The following is a 16,130-nucleotide window of genomic DNA, read 5'->3' on the forward strand; positions in this document are numbered from 1 at the left end:
TGTCCGGACAAAATCACGGCACCATGACCAGCACAAACTCCACGCCGTTGGCGAGCTACATTGACCTCCTGCTGGACGCCGTTTGCGCGGTCGACAAACAAGGCCGCTTCGTATTTGTCAGCGCGGCGTGCGAGCGCATTTTCGGCTATACCCCCGACGAACTGATCGGCCAGCCAATGATCGATCTGGTGCACCCGGCCGATCGCCAGCGCACCCTCGACGCCGCGCGGGAAATCATGGGCGGCGAACCCAAGCTGAATTTCGAAAACCGCTACCTGCGCAAGGACGGCCGGGTGGTCAATATCCTGTGGTCGGCGCGTTGGTCGGAGGTCGACCAGCTGCGCATCGCCGTGGCCCGCGACATTACCGAGCGCAAGCTGGCCGAATCCCGACAAGCGGCGTTGTATGCGATTTCCGAAGCGGCACATGCCGCGGAAGACTTGCTGGCGTTGTTCAAGCGTATCCATCTGATCATCGGCGAATGGCTACCGGCGTTGAATTTTTCCGTGGCGCTGTATGACGAGCAGTGTGCGCAGCTGAACTTTCCCTATCACGTCGACGACCACGAACCGCATCCCGAACAGCCCGGGGCCATCACTGCACGCCTTTGCGCAGAGGTCGTCCACAGCGGCCTGCCGATCCTGCTGACGCCGGACCAGAGCGACCTGCCCTTGGAGTTCGAGTCGCTGGTGAGCGGGCAGCATTCGCCGTGCTGGCTGGGTGTACCGCTGAGCTCGCAAAACGGCACGATTGGTGCCCTGATCGTCAAAAGCAAGCCGGGCGACGAGCGCTACACCGAACAGGACAAGGAGTTGCTGCAATACGTTTGCGCGCAAGTCGCGACGGCGATCGAGCGCAAGCAATTGCACACGCGCCTGCAGCACATGGCCCAGTACGACCAGTTGACCCAGCTGCCCAACCGCGAACTGCTACGGGACCGACTGAAGCTGGCCTTGGCGTCGGCGCTGGAGGAGCGTGGACGCATGGCCCTGTTGTACGTCGATCTTGACCGCTTCAAACAAGTCAACGACACCCACGGTCACGCGGTCGGCGACATGTTGCTGCAAACCGTGGCCAATCGGCTCAAGGGCTGCGTGCGCGAAACCGACACGGTGGCGCGTATTGGCGGTGACGAATTCGTGGTGTTGCTGCACAGCATCCACGCCTCGGGGGATGCCGACTGTGTGGCCGGGAAAATTCGCCAGGTACTGTCTGCGCCCATGCGCCTGGACGGACACAGCTTGCATATCCAGCCAAGCATCGGCGTCGCCCAATACCCCGAACACGGCACTGAAGAAAAGCAGCTGTTCAGGCACGCCGACGAGGCGATGTACAGCGCCAAGCGCGAGCAACACCTGCGGCTCGTTTGACATTATCGCCACCGTTCGTCGTGGCGATTCCAGCTTTTCTAAACCTTTTGATGGATGGAAATTCAGATTCTATGCGGGCAATGGCTCGCCGAGATCATCATCAAGAGGTAGAGAATCATGCCTAACTCAAGAAACTCGAGCTCGGGACACGCCAACGATCGAACGAAGACGTCTGAAGCCGGTCGTAAAGGTGGGAAAACCACGACCACGACTGTTGATAAAGACTCCACGAAGTCCGAGATGGGCCGCAAACCCGGCCAGAAATCCAAGTAATGGATGCAGGTGGTTCTGATTGAGAAGCGGGAGCGAAAGCTCCCGTTTGAATTTTTACTGAGGAGGGCGCGACCATGAACCCTATGGCCACCCGATTACGCAACTGCGGTCTAGCCGCGTTACTGGGCCTGTGTGCCAACAGTGCCTTCGCCCAGACGCCCACCGAATTCATCAACGATGCGTCGGCCAAAGGCATCGCTGACATCGAAGCCAGCCGACTGGCGCACCAGAAGTCCGAATCCAAGGAGGTCAAGGACTACACCATCGTCGTGATCAACGATCGCACGACCGCCAACCAGCACCTGGCGAAAATCGCCAAGCAACTGGATCTGCCGGTGGCACCGCGTGAAGAAGTGATGGAAAAAGCCAAGGCGCTGATGCCGCAGGTCATGGAAGGCGAGACCTTCGACCAGGCCTACGCGGCCAGTCAGGTCAAGACCACCCAGGAAGCCATCGAGCAGCTGGAGCAAACGGCCCAGACCACTGACGTGCCGCAAATCAAGGCGTTCGCAGAAGAGACCCTGCCAAAGCTGCAGAATCACCTGCAAATGGCCAGGGCCTTGCAAGCCAGTCGCTAACGCTTCGCGTGCGTGGGTGACTTGCGGTCACCCACGCACTGTCGATCAGCATTTATTCAGATCCTGCTTGCCTTTCTCCTGGACCACGGTGCCATCAATGGAAATGGTCTGGCCTTCGCCAAGGCTGCGGTAGTGCTTTCTCAGTGCTTCCAGTTCCTTGAGGTCCAGGGCCTCGAGCCCGAGCATCGCGTTCTGTGCTTCTTTCGTCACTCGCAGCAACTCATCGACCTTCAGGTGCAGAATGTCCGTGTCGCGGTTCTGCGTGTTCTGGATCAGGAACACCATCAGGAAGGTGATGATGGTAGTCGAGGTGTTGATGACCAACTGCCATGTATCGTTGAAACCGAAGATCGGCCCACTGAATCCCCACAGCAAAATCAGGATGATCGCCCCGAGGAATGTCGAAGGGCTGCCGGTCCACAAAGCAAGTTTCTGTGCGATTTTTGCGAATTTCATGGCCGTTTTCCTTATAAGTGGGCGCCTGAATTTCAGACAGTGGCGGCGGGGTGAAAATTCGGCTTATTTCAGATCAAAAGATCGCAGCCTGCGGCAGCTCCTACGGGTTGATCCGATGTAGGAGCTGCCGCAGGCTGCGATCTTTTGATCTTGAAGTTTTGCCCATTGAAAGGCTCGCATTGGGTTGCTGGCGATGTATGGTTACGATTGAAATTTTTGCCCGTGCCGAAAAAACAAATGCACCGACAGGAGAACGCAATGAGTTGGTCCGCCAAACAATACGTCACTTTCGAAGATGAACGGACCCGTCCCGCCCGCGACCTGCTGGCCGCCATCCCCTCCGGTGCAGTGCGCTCGGCCATCGACATCGGTTGCGGTCCCGGTAACTCGACCGAGTTGCTGGTGGAGCGCTTCGCTGATGCCACAGTGCGGGGGCTGGACAGTTCGACCGACATGATCGAGGCCGCGCGCAAGCGCCTGCCACAGGTGCGCTTCGATGTCGCTGACATCGACACCTGGAATGACACTGGCCCATTCGATGTGATTTTTGCCAACGCGGTACTGCAGTGGGTGCCCGATCACGCAACGTTGCTGCCGGCGCTGGTGAGCAAGCTCGCACCTGGTGGCAGCCTGGCAATCCAGATGCCCGACAACCTCAATCAACCCTCACACCGCTTGATGCGCGAAGTCGCGGCGGAAGGTCCCTGGGCAGGCAAACTTGCTGAAGTCGCCGGACAACGCACGGAAATGGCCGATGCCAGCGCTTATTACTCGATGCTGAAAGCCTGTTGCACCCGCGTCGATGTCTGGCGCACCACGTACCATCATCCGTTGGCGGGCGGCGCGTCGGGGGTGGTGGAGTGGTTCAAGGGCAGCGGACTGCGGCCCTTCCTCGAACCGCTGGATGAGACCGAACGCACGCAGTTTCTGCAGCAGTATCAGGCTGCAATTGCACAAGCCTATCCGGCATTGGCCGATGGTTCGGTGCTGCTGCCATTCCCGCGATTGTTTCTGGTGGCGACGCGCTGATTTATCAATCAGCGCTGAACACTGACAAACATCATCAGGCGATCCCGCTTTTGGGTCAGTGCCGGTTGCGCGACGACCTCGGCATCTGAGGGGCCCCATTCGTTGACGAAAAAACCGGCCGCGCGGGCCGGTTGATAGATCGCTGCAATCAGCTTATCAACGTTGTTGCAACACCTTGAGTGCTGCCGAGGCCAGGAAGCCCGAACGGCTTTTCTCTTCCGGGTGGTGCAGCACATACTCATCAATACGGTTGAGCAGGTAACCAGGCAGCGTGATGTTCAGCTTCTGGGCCTTGCCTAGATACTTGGTAACGTCGATGTCCACTAGTGCCCATGCGCACCCCGTGTACTTGGGGTTGGCTGCGTGCAATGTCACTTTGTTCGCAGGAGGAATGGGTGAACCGCCTTCGGCCAGAATCTCGAAATGGCCTTCAATGGCTTCTCGGGCCATCGCCATCGCATCATCCAGATCTTCCCCGGCGGAAAAACAGCCGGGAATGTCAGGGACTTCAACGCCCCAGGCGTGCTCCTCATCTCCCATTGAAATCGCAATCGGGTAAAGCATTGTCATTGTCCTCCGAGGACTCAGCGCAGCATTAATCAGAGCAACGCCTGTTGCAAAATACTAATGGCCGTTTTCTTGAGAAGATCTTTCTTCGGGTGAGGGACGGTCACCAGCCCCGGTTTGGTCGGATGCTTGAAGTGATGGTGGCTGCCTCTTACACGTACCAGATACCAGCCGTCCGCAACGAGTTGGCTAATCAAAAATCGGCTATTCACATCACCTCCCTGTGGTGTGCTTGTGGTTACTATACCCACTGAATTTTTTTAATCAACACTATAACCACCAAAGTCTTCCTGGCTCGGTGGGGCAGCGATAGGAATCGAGTCTAGGAGGGCGATGCGAAAAAGCCTTGGACAACCCGAATGGATGTATTGCGAAGGTTTTCCTTTAGTCTTTCCAGCAGATGCTCCTTTGCTCTCTGGAAGGTCTTGAAACCGACTTGCTTTAACGAAATTCTTTACTGAGGCAAGAAAAAACGCCAACGGAACGTCGATCCTATGCGAAAACGCTAATGTAAGCAGAGCGGTTGGGAGCACTGCAGTGGCGACCAGCGGAAATGACAAGCTGGAATCTCATCAAATTCCAGACACAAAAAAACCGGCCCTGAAGGCCGGTTTTTTTCTATATCTGCATCCCCCGTCAAAAAACAACGTGAGACAAAAATTCGATTGGAGCGGGTGAAGGGAATCGAACCCTCGTTATCAGCTTGGGAAGCTGGAGTAATGCCATTATACGACACCCGCTCAGAGCGGTGACTTTGTACCAGATGTGCGCGTGGAAATGAAGTTTTTCTTTGCGTTTGATGGCTTTAGCTCGGGTGAATGACGTCCACAGACCGTGAGACGGTCATTCGCGGGCAAGCCTCGCTCCTACAGGGAAGGGTGGGGCTTGCTCGCGATGACGCTACTTCACAGGGACAATGCATGGCGGTCCTGAACGTGGTGGAAACGCGGTCGGCTTTCGTGCTGTGCTGGCTTCAAGAACCCCAGCAGTGCATTGCGGCTGTCTCGGCAGGCGGCTTTGTGCTCCATGTCGAGAAAATGGCCAGTTGCATCCAGGGTCGTGAAGGTGGCGTGTTGCACGTGGTCGGCGAACAACCGTGCGCCCTCGGCGGCGGTGTATTCGTCCCATTCGCCGTTCATGAACAGCACCGGTACGTTGATTTTCTGCGCCGCCTTGAAGAAGCACTGGCGATCGCTGTGCAGCAAGTCGTTGATGTGGAAATGCATTTGCCCGTATTCGTGATCGGCCAGGCTGCTGACGTGGCGGTAGTTGAAGCGCTTGAACAGCGTCGGCAAGTGTTTGCCGATGGTGCTGTTGACCAGGTTGCCGACCCGGTCGCCATCGCGGCTACCGAGGTAGTCGACTCCGCGCTCGAGGTAATCGAGCATGTGCGCATTGATCTCCGGGGAGAACGAGCTGATCACGGCTTTTTCGATGCGCCGAGGTTGTTGGGCCAATGCGACCAGCGTCGCGGCGCCACCCCAGGAAAACGACAGCACGTGCTCGGCGGCGAAGTGGTCGATCAGTTCCAGGAGGATCTGCCCTTCGACTTCCTTGGTCAGCAATTTCTCATGCAGGTTGTGGGCTTTGGATTTGCCCGCGTAGGGCTGGTCGTAGCAGACGACATTGAACTGCGGGTGGAGGTTTTTCACGGTTTGTGCAAACGACGCAGTCGTGGCAAGCGAGCCGTTGACCAGAATAATGGTCTTTTCTGCGGCGTCTGCGCGATAGAACTCCGTGTAAACCCGATACTGACCCTGTATATCCAACACAGCGATTTCTGGCCTCATGTCATAAGACTCCTGGCAAGCGGGTATGCGCGCAAATGAGATTGCACGAGCTTTGTGACAGGTAGGCATACGCCTTGAAATTGTTAGCCCATGTCGATCCGTGCAGCCCGGTCGACGGGTATTGTTATTGGCGGGCAGTCTGCCGGGGGAGGCCGGAACCCAAGGGTTCCTACCGGCAAAAAGTTTCTTAGATGTAATCCGTGACTCGTCGGTCACATTTCGGCCGACGTCCTGATTCAAGCAGGCGTCACGTCATCGCGCAAGTGTCTTTGGTAAATTGTTCGACAACTTCTGCTGAGCGGTAGATTGCTTAGATCAATTCGATCTCATGGTCGCTCAAAGGGCGGTATTCGCCGGGTTTCAGCGCGTTGTCGAGCGTCAGCGGGCCCATGCGTTCGCGGTGCAGGCGCGTTACTTTGTTGTTGAAGTGACCGAACATGCGCTTGACCTGGTGATACCGGCCTTCGACGATGCTCAGGCGCGCGCTTTTGGGACCCAGAAGCTCTAGCCCGGCGGGTTGGGTGGTGAGGTCTTCGAAGGCGAAATACAGCCCCTCGCGGAATTTGACCGCGTATTCGGGGCCGATGTCCTGCTCGGTTTCGACGTAGTAGACCTTCGCCAGTTTGGTCTGTGGCTGGGTCAGGCGTCGCGACCAACTGCCGTCATTGGTGATCAGCATCAGGCCGGTGGTGTTGAAGTCCAGGCGGCCGGCGATGTGCAGGTCATCCTTGTCTGGCTCCGCGATCAGGTCCAGTACGGTGCGGTGTTGGGGGTCGCGAGTGGCGCTGACGCATCCGGCGGGTTTATGCAGCATGAAGTGACGCAGCGCCTTGCCGGCTTGCAGCACTTCGTCGTCGACTTCGACGCGGCTGAATTCGCGGACGTCGGCGTGGGGATCGCTGACGGTCTGGCCGTCGATCCTGACGCGTTTTTCCACCAGCAACAGGCGCACCTGCTTTCGGTTGAAGCAGGGCAGGTTGCTGAGAAAACGGTCGACGCGCATGACTTGAAGATCGGTGAGTAAAGGGCGGCGTATCTTACGTGATCGGCCGGGCCGTTGCTTGCAACTGCGCCTCGACCTCGGCGCAACGCGGGCACAGGCAGGCTGCGTTGCGCAGCTCTGCAGGCAGCGCCTGGAGCACCGCCGGATCGATGCTGACGCCGTAGCACCAGCACGCCCGGTCCGCAGTTCGCGGGTCGGCCAGGGTGCAATCGTTGGGTGCGCCGCAAGCGGGGCAGAGGTCAGGCTTGGTCATAGACAGGGTGTGGGAGCTCCACGCAGGTTCGGTTGCGGCCCGATTGTTTGGCCCGATACATCGCATGATCGGCCCGCGACAGCAGGGTGTGCAAGGTGTCATCGGGTTGCAGGGAGGTCAGGCCGATGCTGACGGTCAGTTGCAAGCGGTTGCCATTGTACGCATAGGGCTGGTGTTCCACATGCCGGCGTATTTTCTCGGCGATCACTTGACCCGTCTCTGCGTCGGTGTCCTTGAGCAGCACGATGAATTCCTCGCCGCCCCAGCGACTGACGATGTCGGAGTGGCGCAGGCAGCTTTCCAGGTCACGGGCGAAGCCGATCAGCACCTGATCGCCGGCCAGGTGGCCGTAGGTGTCGTTCAAGGCCTTGAAATGGTCCAGGTCCAGCAGCAACGCCGTCAGCGGCCTGGGTTCGCGCTGGGCTTCTTGCATCGCTTGCGCGGCCAGCAGGTCGAAGCCGCGACGGTTTGGCAGCTCGGTCAGGCTGTCGAGTGTCGCCTGGGTCTGGATCTGACTTTGGTAGCGATTGATCACGCGGTTGAGCAGGGCCAGCACGGTCAATGTGACCACCAGGCAAATCAGCAAGTTGAGGTACAACGAGCGACGGATGTCGTTGAGGTCGCCGTCTTCGCGCTTATCGACGAACAGGTACCAGTTCAGCTCCGGGATGAACCGCACGTTGAGGAAATGCCCCTGGCCTTGGCCCGAGTATTCGTAGCTGCCGCTGTGGGGCTTGGGCAACTGATTGAGCAGGTTTTTCATGCTGTCGAGTTCGGCCAGGGTCTGCCCGGCCAGGGCACCTTGCGGTCCGCCCTCGGCCCCGGTGAGCACCAGGCGGCCGAAGGTGTCGACGAAGTACACGCTGCGCTGGTAGCGCTGCTGGTATTTGTCGATCAGCTTGATCACCGCGTCGACCGTCAGCCCGACACCCGCGGCGCCGATGAAGCGGTTGTGATAGTCGTAGACCTTGTAGTTGATGAAGACGGTCAGGTTGTCTTTGTTGGCGAGGTCCGGATCGACGTTGATCTCGTAGGGGTCTTTCATGTCACGGACACGAAAGTACCAGGCATCGCGGGGTTCGGTGGTCTTGACCTGCTTGAGCACGCCCTTGGCGTGGTAGTAGGTCAGGCTGGTGTCGGAGACGAAAAACGCCGTGTAGGCGCCGTAGTGGGTCATGACCTCGTTGAGGTAGCGGGTCATCTGGCCGGTGTCGCGCTCGCCATTGACCACCCAGTCGCGCATGAAGGTGTCGCGGGACATCATTGAGGAAATCAGGATTGGCCTGACCAGGTCTTTCTGGATTTCCGAGTAGACGGTGTCCGAGGTCAGCGGCAGTTCGGTATTGACGATGTTGTCGCGGATCGACGCGCGCGAGGCGTAGTAACTGAGAAAGGAGGTGGCCAGGAAGCCTGCACCCAGCAACGCGACCAGCGTGAGGACCAACGACCGTTGGGAATACAGCGGCGAGCGAAGCGGCATGGCAGTTCCATTGTCAGCTATCCGGTGGCGAGCATTCTAAGGACTGTCGGGGGAAATAGCTGCTCCATGTACGTCGCGAATGGTCGTTCCTGTGTTTTGACACAGATCGTTCCCACGCTCTGCGTGGGAATGCCTCAACGGACGCTCCGCGTTCGGCTCTGGAGGGGACGCGGAGCGTCCCGGGCTGCAGTCCCACGCAGATCGTGGGAACGATCTCACGTCAGGAGGTGTAGGTAGGCCCTCCAGCCGCCCAGGTGGCTGATATCCACCGCCCCCTCCAACCCATAGGCCTCACAGATGAACCCGCTTTCCCAGCGACCATCCGCCAGTTGCACCTTACCCAATCCCAACGGTGCCGGGATGCCGGTCAGGAACGAGCCCAGTTCGCTACTCGGCAGTTCCCAGACTTCCACGGCAATCGCCACACCGCCGTCCTTGACCCGAACCATGCCCGGACGAAACGGCGGGCCACCGGCCAAGGCATACAGTTGATAGTCGGGTGAGCTGAACGTGCTTTCCACCAGGCGCGCACCGCGCTGCTTGAGTTGCCAGTTCAACGCCAGGCCATCCAGGTGCGCGCCACAGACCACCAGCCGCGCCCGGTCATTGCGCGCAACAACCGTCGGTGCCGGTGCCGCCAATCCTTGCTGGCGCTGCAAGCCATCGGCCAGGCTCAACAGGTATTGATCGGTGAACGCCCGTCCGAACAGGGTCACGCCCCAGGGCAAACCGTTGTCCATGAACCCGCTGGGCACGGCGATGGCGGCGTAGTCGAGCAGGTTCATGAAGTTGGTGTAGTAGCCCAGTTCGCTATTGCGCTGGACCGGTTCGGCGTGGAGTTCCGCCAGTGTGACCGGGCGGCCAATGGTCGGCGTGACTACGCAATCGAGGCCATCGAGTGCTTTGTCGCACAAGGCTTTCAGCGCTTGCAGGCGATACTGCGCGCGGAAGGTTTGCACGCCGTTGACCGCCGGCGCCTTGGCCAATACGGCGCGAATCACCGGCAACACGGCTTGCGGATTTTCTTCCATCAGCTCGCCGGCCACGCTGTAGCGCTCGGCTACCCAAGGGCCTTCGTAGAGCAGACGTGCCGCTTCGAGGAACGGCGACAGATCGAGCTCCACGGCGTAACCGCCCATGGCTTTGAGTTGCTCGACGGCGTCGGCGAACAATAACGGGCCTTCAGCGCAGCCGAAAAACTCCAGGTCTTGCGCCCGGGGCACGCCGAAACGGAAGGCACGCATGGCACCGAACGCCGAGCCGTCATTCCACGACGGATTGCTGCGGCTGTACTCGTCCCGTGGGTCGAGTTTGGCGGTCAATGCAAGCAACTGACTGGCCTCCCGGGCGGTTGCGGTGAACGTCGTCACGCAATCGAGGGTGCGACAGGCCGGCACCACGCCGGCGGTGGAAATCAGGCCCTTGGTGGCTTTCATCCCGACCAGATTGTTCAACGCCGCCGGCACGCGCCCGGAGCCCGCCGTGTCGGTGCCCAGGGAAAAACTCGCCACACCGAGCGCCACCGCCAGTGAAGAACCGGCGCTGGAACCACCCGACGGATACTCCGGCAACACACTATTGGAGCATGCGCCATAGGGCGAACGAGTGCCGTTGAGGCCGGTGGCGAACTGATCGAGGTTGGTCTTGCCCAGGGGAACTGCGCCCAGCGCCAGCAGTTGCTCGACGATGGTCGCCGAACGTTGCGGTACGTAGGCGAATGCCGGACAGGCCGCCGTGGTCGGTATGCCCGCCAGGTCGATGTTGTCCTTGATCGCGAACGGCACGCCGTACAGCGGCAGGCTGTCGATGTCGCGGCCGTCGAGGGCGGCGAGGTAGGGCTCCAGTTCTTCGGCGCTGAGCAAGTGGATGAACAGGTGATAGTCCGGGTTCAGTGCCGCCGCTTTGTCCCGAAGGCCCGGCAGCAGTTGCCGGGGCGTGGTGCTGCCATCGCGGTAGGCGTTGCGCAGGGCGTCGAGTTGCAGATTGATGTTCATGGTATTTGTCCTTTCGAAATGGCTTCAGTCGAGTTCCAGCACCACGACGCGTTGTCCGGCACGCACCGCCGAACCTGGCTGCACGCGAATCTCACGCACCACGCCGGCCATCGGCGCGAGCAGCGGGATTTCCATCTTCATCGACTCCAGGATCACCAGCACGTCACCGGCCTCGACGCGATTGCCAGCCTGCACCTGAACCTGCCAGAGGTTGCCGGCGATATGGCTGTCGATGCTCTGCTGACCGTTGGCCAGAGGCGCGTCTTCGGTCACCTCCGGGGCCAATTCCTCGCTGTCGTAATGTGCCTGGCCGCTGGCGATCCAGCGTTCGCGTTCGGCATTGAAGGCGCCTTTTTGCTGATCGCGAAACGCGTTGATGCCTTGGGCCTCTTGCGCCAGGAAGGCCTGGTAATCGGCGAGGTTCAGCTGACTGTGCTCGATGTCCAGGGGGAAGCGCCCGAGGGGGAAGTCCCGGCGAATGCGCAGCAGTTCATCGGCGCTGACCGGGTAGAAACGGATCTGGTCGAAGAAGCGCAGCAGCCATGGCTTGCCATCGAAGGCGGCGACTTCGCGGTAGCGATTCCACATCTGCAGCGTACGCCCGACGAACTGATAACCGCCGGGGCCTTCCATGCCGTACACGCACATGTAGGCGCCACCGATGCCCACCGAGTTTTCCGCGGTCCAGGTGCGGGCCGGGTTGTATTTGGTGGTCACCAGGCGATGGCGCGGATCGAGCGGGGTGGCGACCGGTGCGCCGAGGTACACATCGCCCAGGCCCATCACCAGGTAGCTGGCGTCGAACACCGTGCGCTGCACCTCATCGAGGTTCGGCAGGTCGTTGATGCGGCGGATGAACTCCAGGTTGCTCGGGCACCAGGGGGCGTCCTTGCGCACGGTGGTCATGTATTTCTCGATGGCCAGCTGACAGGCCGGGTCGTCCCAGGACAGCGGCAGGTGGACGATGCGCGAGGGGACCTGCAGGTCCTTGGCGGCGCACACGGCGTCCCATTCGCCGGCAACGATGCCGAGCAAGTCGGCAAGCGGCAACTGCTCGGGTTGGTAGTGCACTTGCAGCGAGCGAATGCCCGGGGTCAGGTCGATCACGCCGTGCAGGTGTTTGCTTTCCAGGGCTTGCATGAGGGCGTGGGCGCGAAAGCGCAGGACGAGGTCGAGTTCGGGGGCGCCGATTTCCAGGAGCAGGTGTGTATCCCCCGACAGCCGCGCAACTAGCCGCGTATCCTCCTGACCAATATCCAACACCACAGGCGACACAGCCCCCTGTGGGAGCGAGCCTGCTCGCGAAGAAGTTGATGCGGTGTCTGATCTGGCCCCTTCGCGAGCAGGCTCGCTCCCACAGGGGGTATTCCATTTCAAGGCGAGGTTGCGGGCAGTCTTGAGGTCGACCGGTTGGAACTGCACCTTGTCCCCAGCCTTGAGTTGCCCCAGCTGCCAAAGATCCGCCTCGATCACCGTCACCGGGCAGACGAATCCGCCCAGGCTCGGACCATCCGGGCCGAGGATCACCGGCATGTCGCCAGTGAAGTCCACTGCGCCGATCGCGTACGGATTGTCGTGGATGTTCGACGGATGCAAGCCGGCCTCACCGCCATCGGCCCGCACCCATTCCGGCTTCGGCCCGATCAGCCGTACGCCGGTGCGGCTGGAGTTGAAATGCACTTCCCACTGGGTCGCGAAGAAGGTGCCGATGTAGTTTTCAGTGAAGTATTCCGGTGCACCATGGGGGCCGTAGATCACGCGTATCTGGCGTACGGCAGGCAACTCGCCGAGCTGATCGTCGGCCAGCCGCGCACCGACATTACGATCACTCAAGGCTGGCACATGCAACACGTCGCCGGCCCGCAGAGCACGGCCGCCATGCCCGCCAAACTGGCCGAGGGTGAAGGTACTCTTGCTGCCCAGGTAATCCGGAACCTGCAAGCCGCCGCGCACGCACAGATAGCTGCGCGCGCCAGCACCGGCAATCGTGCCGAGGCTCAACGTGGCACCGGCTGGAACCAACATTGCCGTGTTCATCGGCACGCTTTCGCCGTTCAGCGTCAGCGCAATCACCGCGCCCGTGACGGCAACGACCGCGTCGCAATTGAAGCGCAGCAAGGGCCCGCACATGGTGATTTCCAGCGCTGCGGCGCCTTCATCGTTGCCCAGCAGAAGGTTACCCTGGCGCAGCGCACGACTGTCCATCGGCCCCGACGGCGGCACGCCTACCGCCCAATAGCCGAGGCGACCGGGATAGTCCTGGACGCTGGTCTGGGTGCCAGCGCTGAGCACTTCGAAAGTGTTGGCCTGATACGCCAGGGCTTCCAGGCAACGGGTCCAGGGCTGACCGCTGGCAAAGGGCGCATCGAGCAGGATCTGCCTCAGGTAGTCCCGGTTGGTTTGCACCCCGTAGAGCAGGCTTTCGCCCAAGGCCTGATGCAGATCGGCTGCGGCTTGCTCACGGGTCGGGGCCCAACTGATGACCTTGGCGATCATCGGATCGAAGTAGGGCGGAATCTCACAGCCGGCTTCGACCCAGGTGTCGATGCGCAGTTCTACGCCGTTGGCCGGTGGAAAATGCACCGCCGTCAGCAAACCCGGACTCGGTTGAAAGTCGCGTCCTGGATCTTCCGCATACAACCGTGCCTGAATCGCATGACCCTGCGCTTTCAAACCCTGGCTCAACGCGCTCAACGGCGGCAGGTCACCCGCTGCCAGTTGCACCATCCAGCGCACCAGGTCGACGCCCCAGACTTGCTCGGTGACGCCGTGTTCCACCTGCAAGCGGGTGTTCACTTCAAGGAAATAGAAACGCTGGGCATCGCTGTCGAACACGAATTCGACCGTGCCGGCGCTGCGGTAATTCACCGCCTTGGCCAGTTTGATCGCCGCCGCGCACAGTTCATCGGCCATGCCTTCGGGCAGGTTCGGCGCCGGGGTTTCTTCGAGGACTTTCTGGTTGCGCCGCTGCACCGAGCAGTCGCGCACGCCGAGGGCAATCACCTCGCCACGGCCGTCACCGAATACCTGCACTTCCAGATGTCGGGCGCGCTGGATGTACTTCTCGATGAACACCCCGGCGTCGCTGAAATTGTTCTGGCCCAAGCGCTTGACCGCTTCGAAGGATTCGCTCAATTCGGCCGCGCTGCGGCACACGCGCATGCCGATGCCACCACCGCCGGCGGTGCTCTTGAGCATGACCGGATAACCGACTTGCGCGCCGGCGATCAGTGCCGCGTCAAGGCTGTCGAGCAGTTCGGTACCTTCGAGCATCGGCACGCCGTGTTGTTTGGCCAGGGCGCGGGCGGTGTGCTTGAGGCCGAATACGCGCAGTTGTTCGGGCGTCGGGCCGATAAAGGCAATGTCGGCGGCCTCGCAGGCTTCAGCGAACGCAGCGTTTTCCGAGAGAAAACCATAGCCTGGATGGATCGCGGTGGCGCCTGTGGCCTTGGCGACGGCGAGGATTTTTTCCACTGCCAGGTAGGTGCCGGCGGCTGCGCCTTCACCAAGGCTGTGGGCCTCGTCGGCTTGCAGGATGTGCAGGCTCGCGGCATCGGCTTCGGAATATACGGCAACGCCTGCAACCTGCAGTTCGCGCAAGGTGCGCAGGATGCGGCAGGCAATGGCGCCACGGTTGGCAATCAGGACTTTTTCGAACATGGCATAACCCCTGGAGGGGATGCGGGCCGTCCCGCAGTTTTTCGATGAGCGCCGGGGTCGTCCCCGACGGAAAAATCATTTCTCTTCAACGCTGACCCCCTGTAGGAGCGAGCATGCTCGCGATGGACGTGAACGATTACGCGTAGCACCAGATGCCCAGCGGTGGCTTCTGGTTTTTCGCGAGCAGGCTCGCTCCTACAGTGGCTGGTGGTGTTCTTTAGGTTTGAGGCACTGCCCTGAGCGGGCCTGGCACAGGGCAAACAACCAGCGGCGCAAACGACTCAGTTCCATACCAGCACCTGCGCAGGAGTCGGGTTATAGGCATTGCACGGGTTGTTCAGTTGCGGGCAATTGGAGATCAGCACGATCACGTCCATCTCGGCGCGCAGGTCGACGTATTTGCCCGGTGCGGAGATACCGTCCTCGAAGGTCAGCCCGCCGTCCGCCGTCACCGGTACGTTCATGAAGAAATTGATGTTAGGCCCGATGTCGCCTTTACCCAGGCGCCCGTCGTGAACGCAGGCGCGCAGGTAGTTGTCGCGGCAACTGTGCATGTAGCGTTTTTCCAGGGCGTAGCGCACGGTGTTGCTTTCTTGCGCGCAGGCACCACCGAGCGTGTCGTGGCGGCCGCAGGTGTCGGCGATGATCGTCAGCATCGGCTTGCCGAGGTTGGAATACAGCACGCTGCCGGTGCTCAGGTACACGCTGTTCTGGCGGCGCAACGTGCGTTGCACGTCGTAGCGCTCCCTGGGATTGGCGACGCTGTAGAACAGGGTGTCGACGGCCTGGTTGCCTTCCAGGTCGAGGATGCGCAGGGTCTGGCCGGCCTTGACCTCCATCAACCAGGGTTCGCCGGCGGGGATGGTGGCGCGGTAGACCGCGGTTTCGGGTAGCCTGCTCGTAGTAACGTCGGCAGTGGCGATTGCGAGTGACATGGCGGCGATCCTCAGGCGAACAGACGGTCAGTGTTGATGAAGCCACGCTCGTTTTCCGGGCGCGAGGTGCGGCAGTGTTCGGCGACGCTGGGGTCGGCGTTCATCCAGCTGAGCTTCAGTGGTTTGGGGGCATATTCCGGCACCGGGTCCATCGGGTGTTGCAGGGCGGTGAGCACCACCAGGGTGTCCATCGGTGCGTACAACTCGATGTAGTCGCCAGCTTTGGAATTGCCTTCAACGAAGTGAAAGCGCCCGGCGTCGTCGACGTTCACCCGGCTGAACAGGTTGAGGGTCATCAGCAGGTCGGACAGGCCCAGCCCCCACTTGCCCAGCTCCACCAACAGGTTGTCGGTGCCGTTGCGGAAGAAGCCATTGCGCAGTTCCTGATAGCGGCCCTGGCCGTATTTTTCGGCCACTTCTTCAGCGCAGAGCACGCCGCCGAGGCTGTCGCTCCAACCGCAGGTGTCGGCGGTGATGGCGGCCAGTACGCGGCCCATGTCCGAGTACAGGCAATGGCCGGCGGTGAGCTTGGCGGTGTGTTGGCATTTGAGGCTGTCGGGCAGGTTCAGGCGTTCGGTTTTTTCGTTGGCGTTGAGCAGCGTCAGGCTGACGTTGGCACCGCCGCGCAGGTCGGTCAGGCGCAGCAGTTGGCCGCGTTTGAGCACGAAGGAGCGATGGCCGCCGCCGGGTAGCATTTCTTCGGCGAAGGGCGGGAACAGTCGGGTCGAATCAGTCATTGTGC

General features: G+C 60.7%; 15 protein-coding genes and 1 tRNA gene. 4 read left to right on the plus strand and 12 right to left on the minus strand.

The window, feature by feature from the left end; all coding sequences use genetic code 11:
* Window positions 1-23 precede the first annotated feature (23 nt).
* The 3 genes from PG5_RS17165 to PG5_RS17170 all read left to right on the plus strand — a co-directional run bounded on the left by PG5_RS17165 (window position 24) and on the right by PG5_RS17170 (window position 2,221).
* Complete coding sequence (locus tag PG5_RS17165) at window positions 24-1,370, plus strand: sensor domain-containing diguanylate cyclase (RefSeq protein ID WP_033044295.1); 1,347 nt, start codon at window positions 24-26, stop codon at window positions 1,368-1,370.
* Between the two features lie 117 nt (window positions 1,371-1,487).
* A complete protein-coding gene (locus tag PG5_RS34920) occupies window positions 1,488-1,643 on the plus strand; it encodes a stress protein (protein ID WP_080725380.1) in 156 nt (51 codons plus the stop codon).
* 74 nt (window positions 1,644-1,717) lie between these two features.
* Window positions 1,718-2,221, plus strand: a complete 504-nt coding sequence (locus PG5_RS17170) for a DUF4142 domain-containing protein (RefSeq protein ID WP_020798396.1) — start codon at window positions 1,718-1,720, stop codon at window positions 2,219-2,221.
* Window positions 2,222-2,266: 45 nt separating this feature from the next.
* Here PG5_RS17170 and PG5_RS17175 read toward each other — a convergent pair whose 3' ends face one another.
* Window positions 2,267-2,677, minus strand: a complete 411-nt coding sequence (locus PG5_RS17175; protein ID WP_020798397.1) for a low affinity iron permease family protein — start codon at window positions 2,675-2,677, stop codon at window positions 2,267-2,269.
* 258 nt (window positions 2,678-2,935) lie between these two features.
* On the opposite strand from PG5_RS17175, the gene tam reads away from it, so the two are divergent.
* Window positions 2,936-3,706, plus strand: coding sequence for a trans-aconitate 2-methyltransferase (gene tam, locus PG5_RS17180; RefSeq protein WP_020798398.1), 771 nt, complete (start codon window positions 2,936-2,938; stop codon window positions 3,704-3,706).
* Window positions 3,707-3,862: 156 nt separating this feature from the next.
* On the opposite strand, the gene PG5_RS17185 is transcribed toward tam, so the two are convergent.
* The 11 genes from PG5_RS17185 to PG5_RS17230 form a co-directional block, all read right to left on the minus strand.
* Window positions 3,863-4,270, minus strand: coding sequence for a type II toxin-antitoxin system HicB family antitoxin (locus PG5_RS17185; protein WP_020798399.1), 408 nt, complete (start codon window positions 4,268-4,270; stop codon window positions 3,863-3,865).
* A 35-nt stretch (window positions 4,271-4,305) separates the two neighbouring features.
* Window positions 4,306-4,485 (minus strand): type II toxin-antitoxin system HicA family toxin, encoded by a 180-nt coding sequence (locus tag PG5_RS33605; RefSeq protein ID WP_020798400.1) that lies wholly within the window; start codon window positions 4,483-4,485, stop codon window positions 4,306-4,308.
* A 454-nt stretch (window positions 4,486-4,939) separates the two neighbouring features.
* Window positions 4,940-5,013 (minus strand) — tRNA-Gly (locus PG5_RS17190).
* Between the two features lie 165 nt (window positions 5,014-5,178).
* The gene (locus tag PG5_RS17195) at window positions 5,179-6,063 is read right to left on the minus strand and encodes an alpha/beta fold hydrolase (protein ID WP_020798401.1); all 885 of its coding nucleotides are present in this window, start codon (window positions 6,061-6,063) and stop codon (window positions 5,179-5,181) included.
* Window positions 6,064-6,373: 310 nt separating this feature from the next.
* Window positions 6,374-7,066, minus strand: a complete 693-nt coding sequence (locus PG5_RS17200) for a pseudouridine synthase (protein WP_020798402.1) — start codon at window positions 7,064-7,066, stop codon at window positions 6,374-6,376.
* 34 nt (window positions 7,067-7,100) lie between these two features.
* Window positions 7,101-7,319 carry a cysteine-rich CWC family protein gene (locus tag PG5_RS17205; RefSeq protein ID WP_020798403.1) on the minus strand — a complete coding sequence of 73 codons (219 nt, stop codon included), beginning with the start codon at window positions 7,317-7,319 and terminating at the stop codon, window positions 7,101-7,103.
* The gene (locus PG5_RS17210) at window positions 7,306-8,799 is read right to left on the minus strand and encodes a sensor domain-containing diguanylate cyclase (RefSeq protein WP_020798404.1); all 1,494 of its coding nucleotides are present in this window, start codon (window positions 8,797-8,799) and stop codon (window positions 7,306-7,308) included. The genes PG5_RS17205 and PG5_RS17210 overlap by 14 nt, the downstream gene beginning before the upstream one ends.
* 215 nt (window positions 8,800-9,014) lie before the next feature.
* The gene (gene atzF, locus PG5_RS17215) at window positions 9,015-10,793 is read right to left on the minus strand and encodes an allophanate hydrolase (protein ID WP_020798405.1); all 1,779 of its coding nucleotides are present in this window, start codon (window positions 10,791-10,793) and stop codon (window positions 9,015-9,017) included.
* 24 nt (window positions 10,794-10,817) lie between these two features.
* Window positions 10,818-14,453, minus strand: a complete 3,636-nt coding sequence (uca, locus tag PG5_RS17220) for an urea carboxylase (protein ID WP_020798406.1) — start codon at window positions 14,451-14,453, stop codon at window positions 10,818-10,820.
* 281 nt (window positions 14,454-14,734) lie between these two features.
* Window positions 14,735-15,388 carry an urea amidolyase associated protein UAAP2 gene (locus tag PG5_RS17225; protein ID WP_020798407.1) on the minus strand — a complete coding sequence of 218 codons (654 nt, stop codon included), beginning with the start codon at window positions 15,386-15,388 and terminating at the stop codon, window positions 14,735-14,737.
* 11 nt (window positions 15,389-15,399) lie between these two features.
* The gene (locus PG5_RS17230) at window positions 15,400-16,125 is read right to left on the minus strand and encodes an urea amidolyase associated protein UAAP1 (RefSeq protein ID WP_020798408.1); all 726 of its coding nucleotides are present in this window, start codon (window positions 16,123-16,125) and stop codon (window positions 15,400-15,402) included.
* Window positions 16,126-16,130: the final 5 nt, after the last annotated feature.

This window comes from Pseudomonas sp. G5(2012) (genome assembly GCF_000408945.1).
GTDB classification, from domain to species: Bacteria; Pseudomonadota; Gammaproteobacteria; order Pseudomonadales; family Pseudomonadaceae; genus Aquipseudomonas; species Aquipseudomonas umsongensis.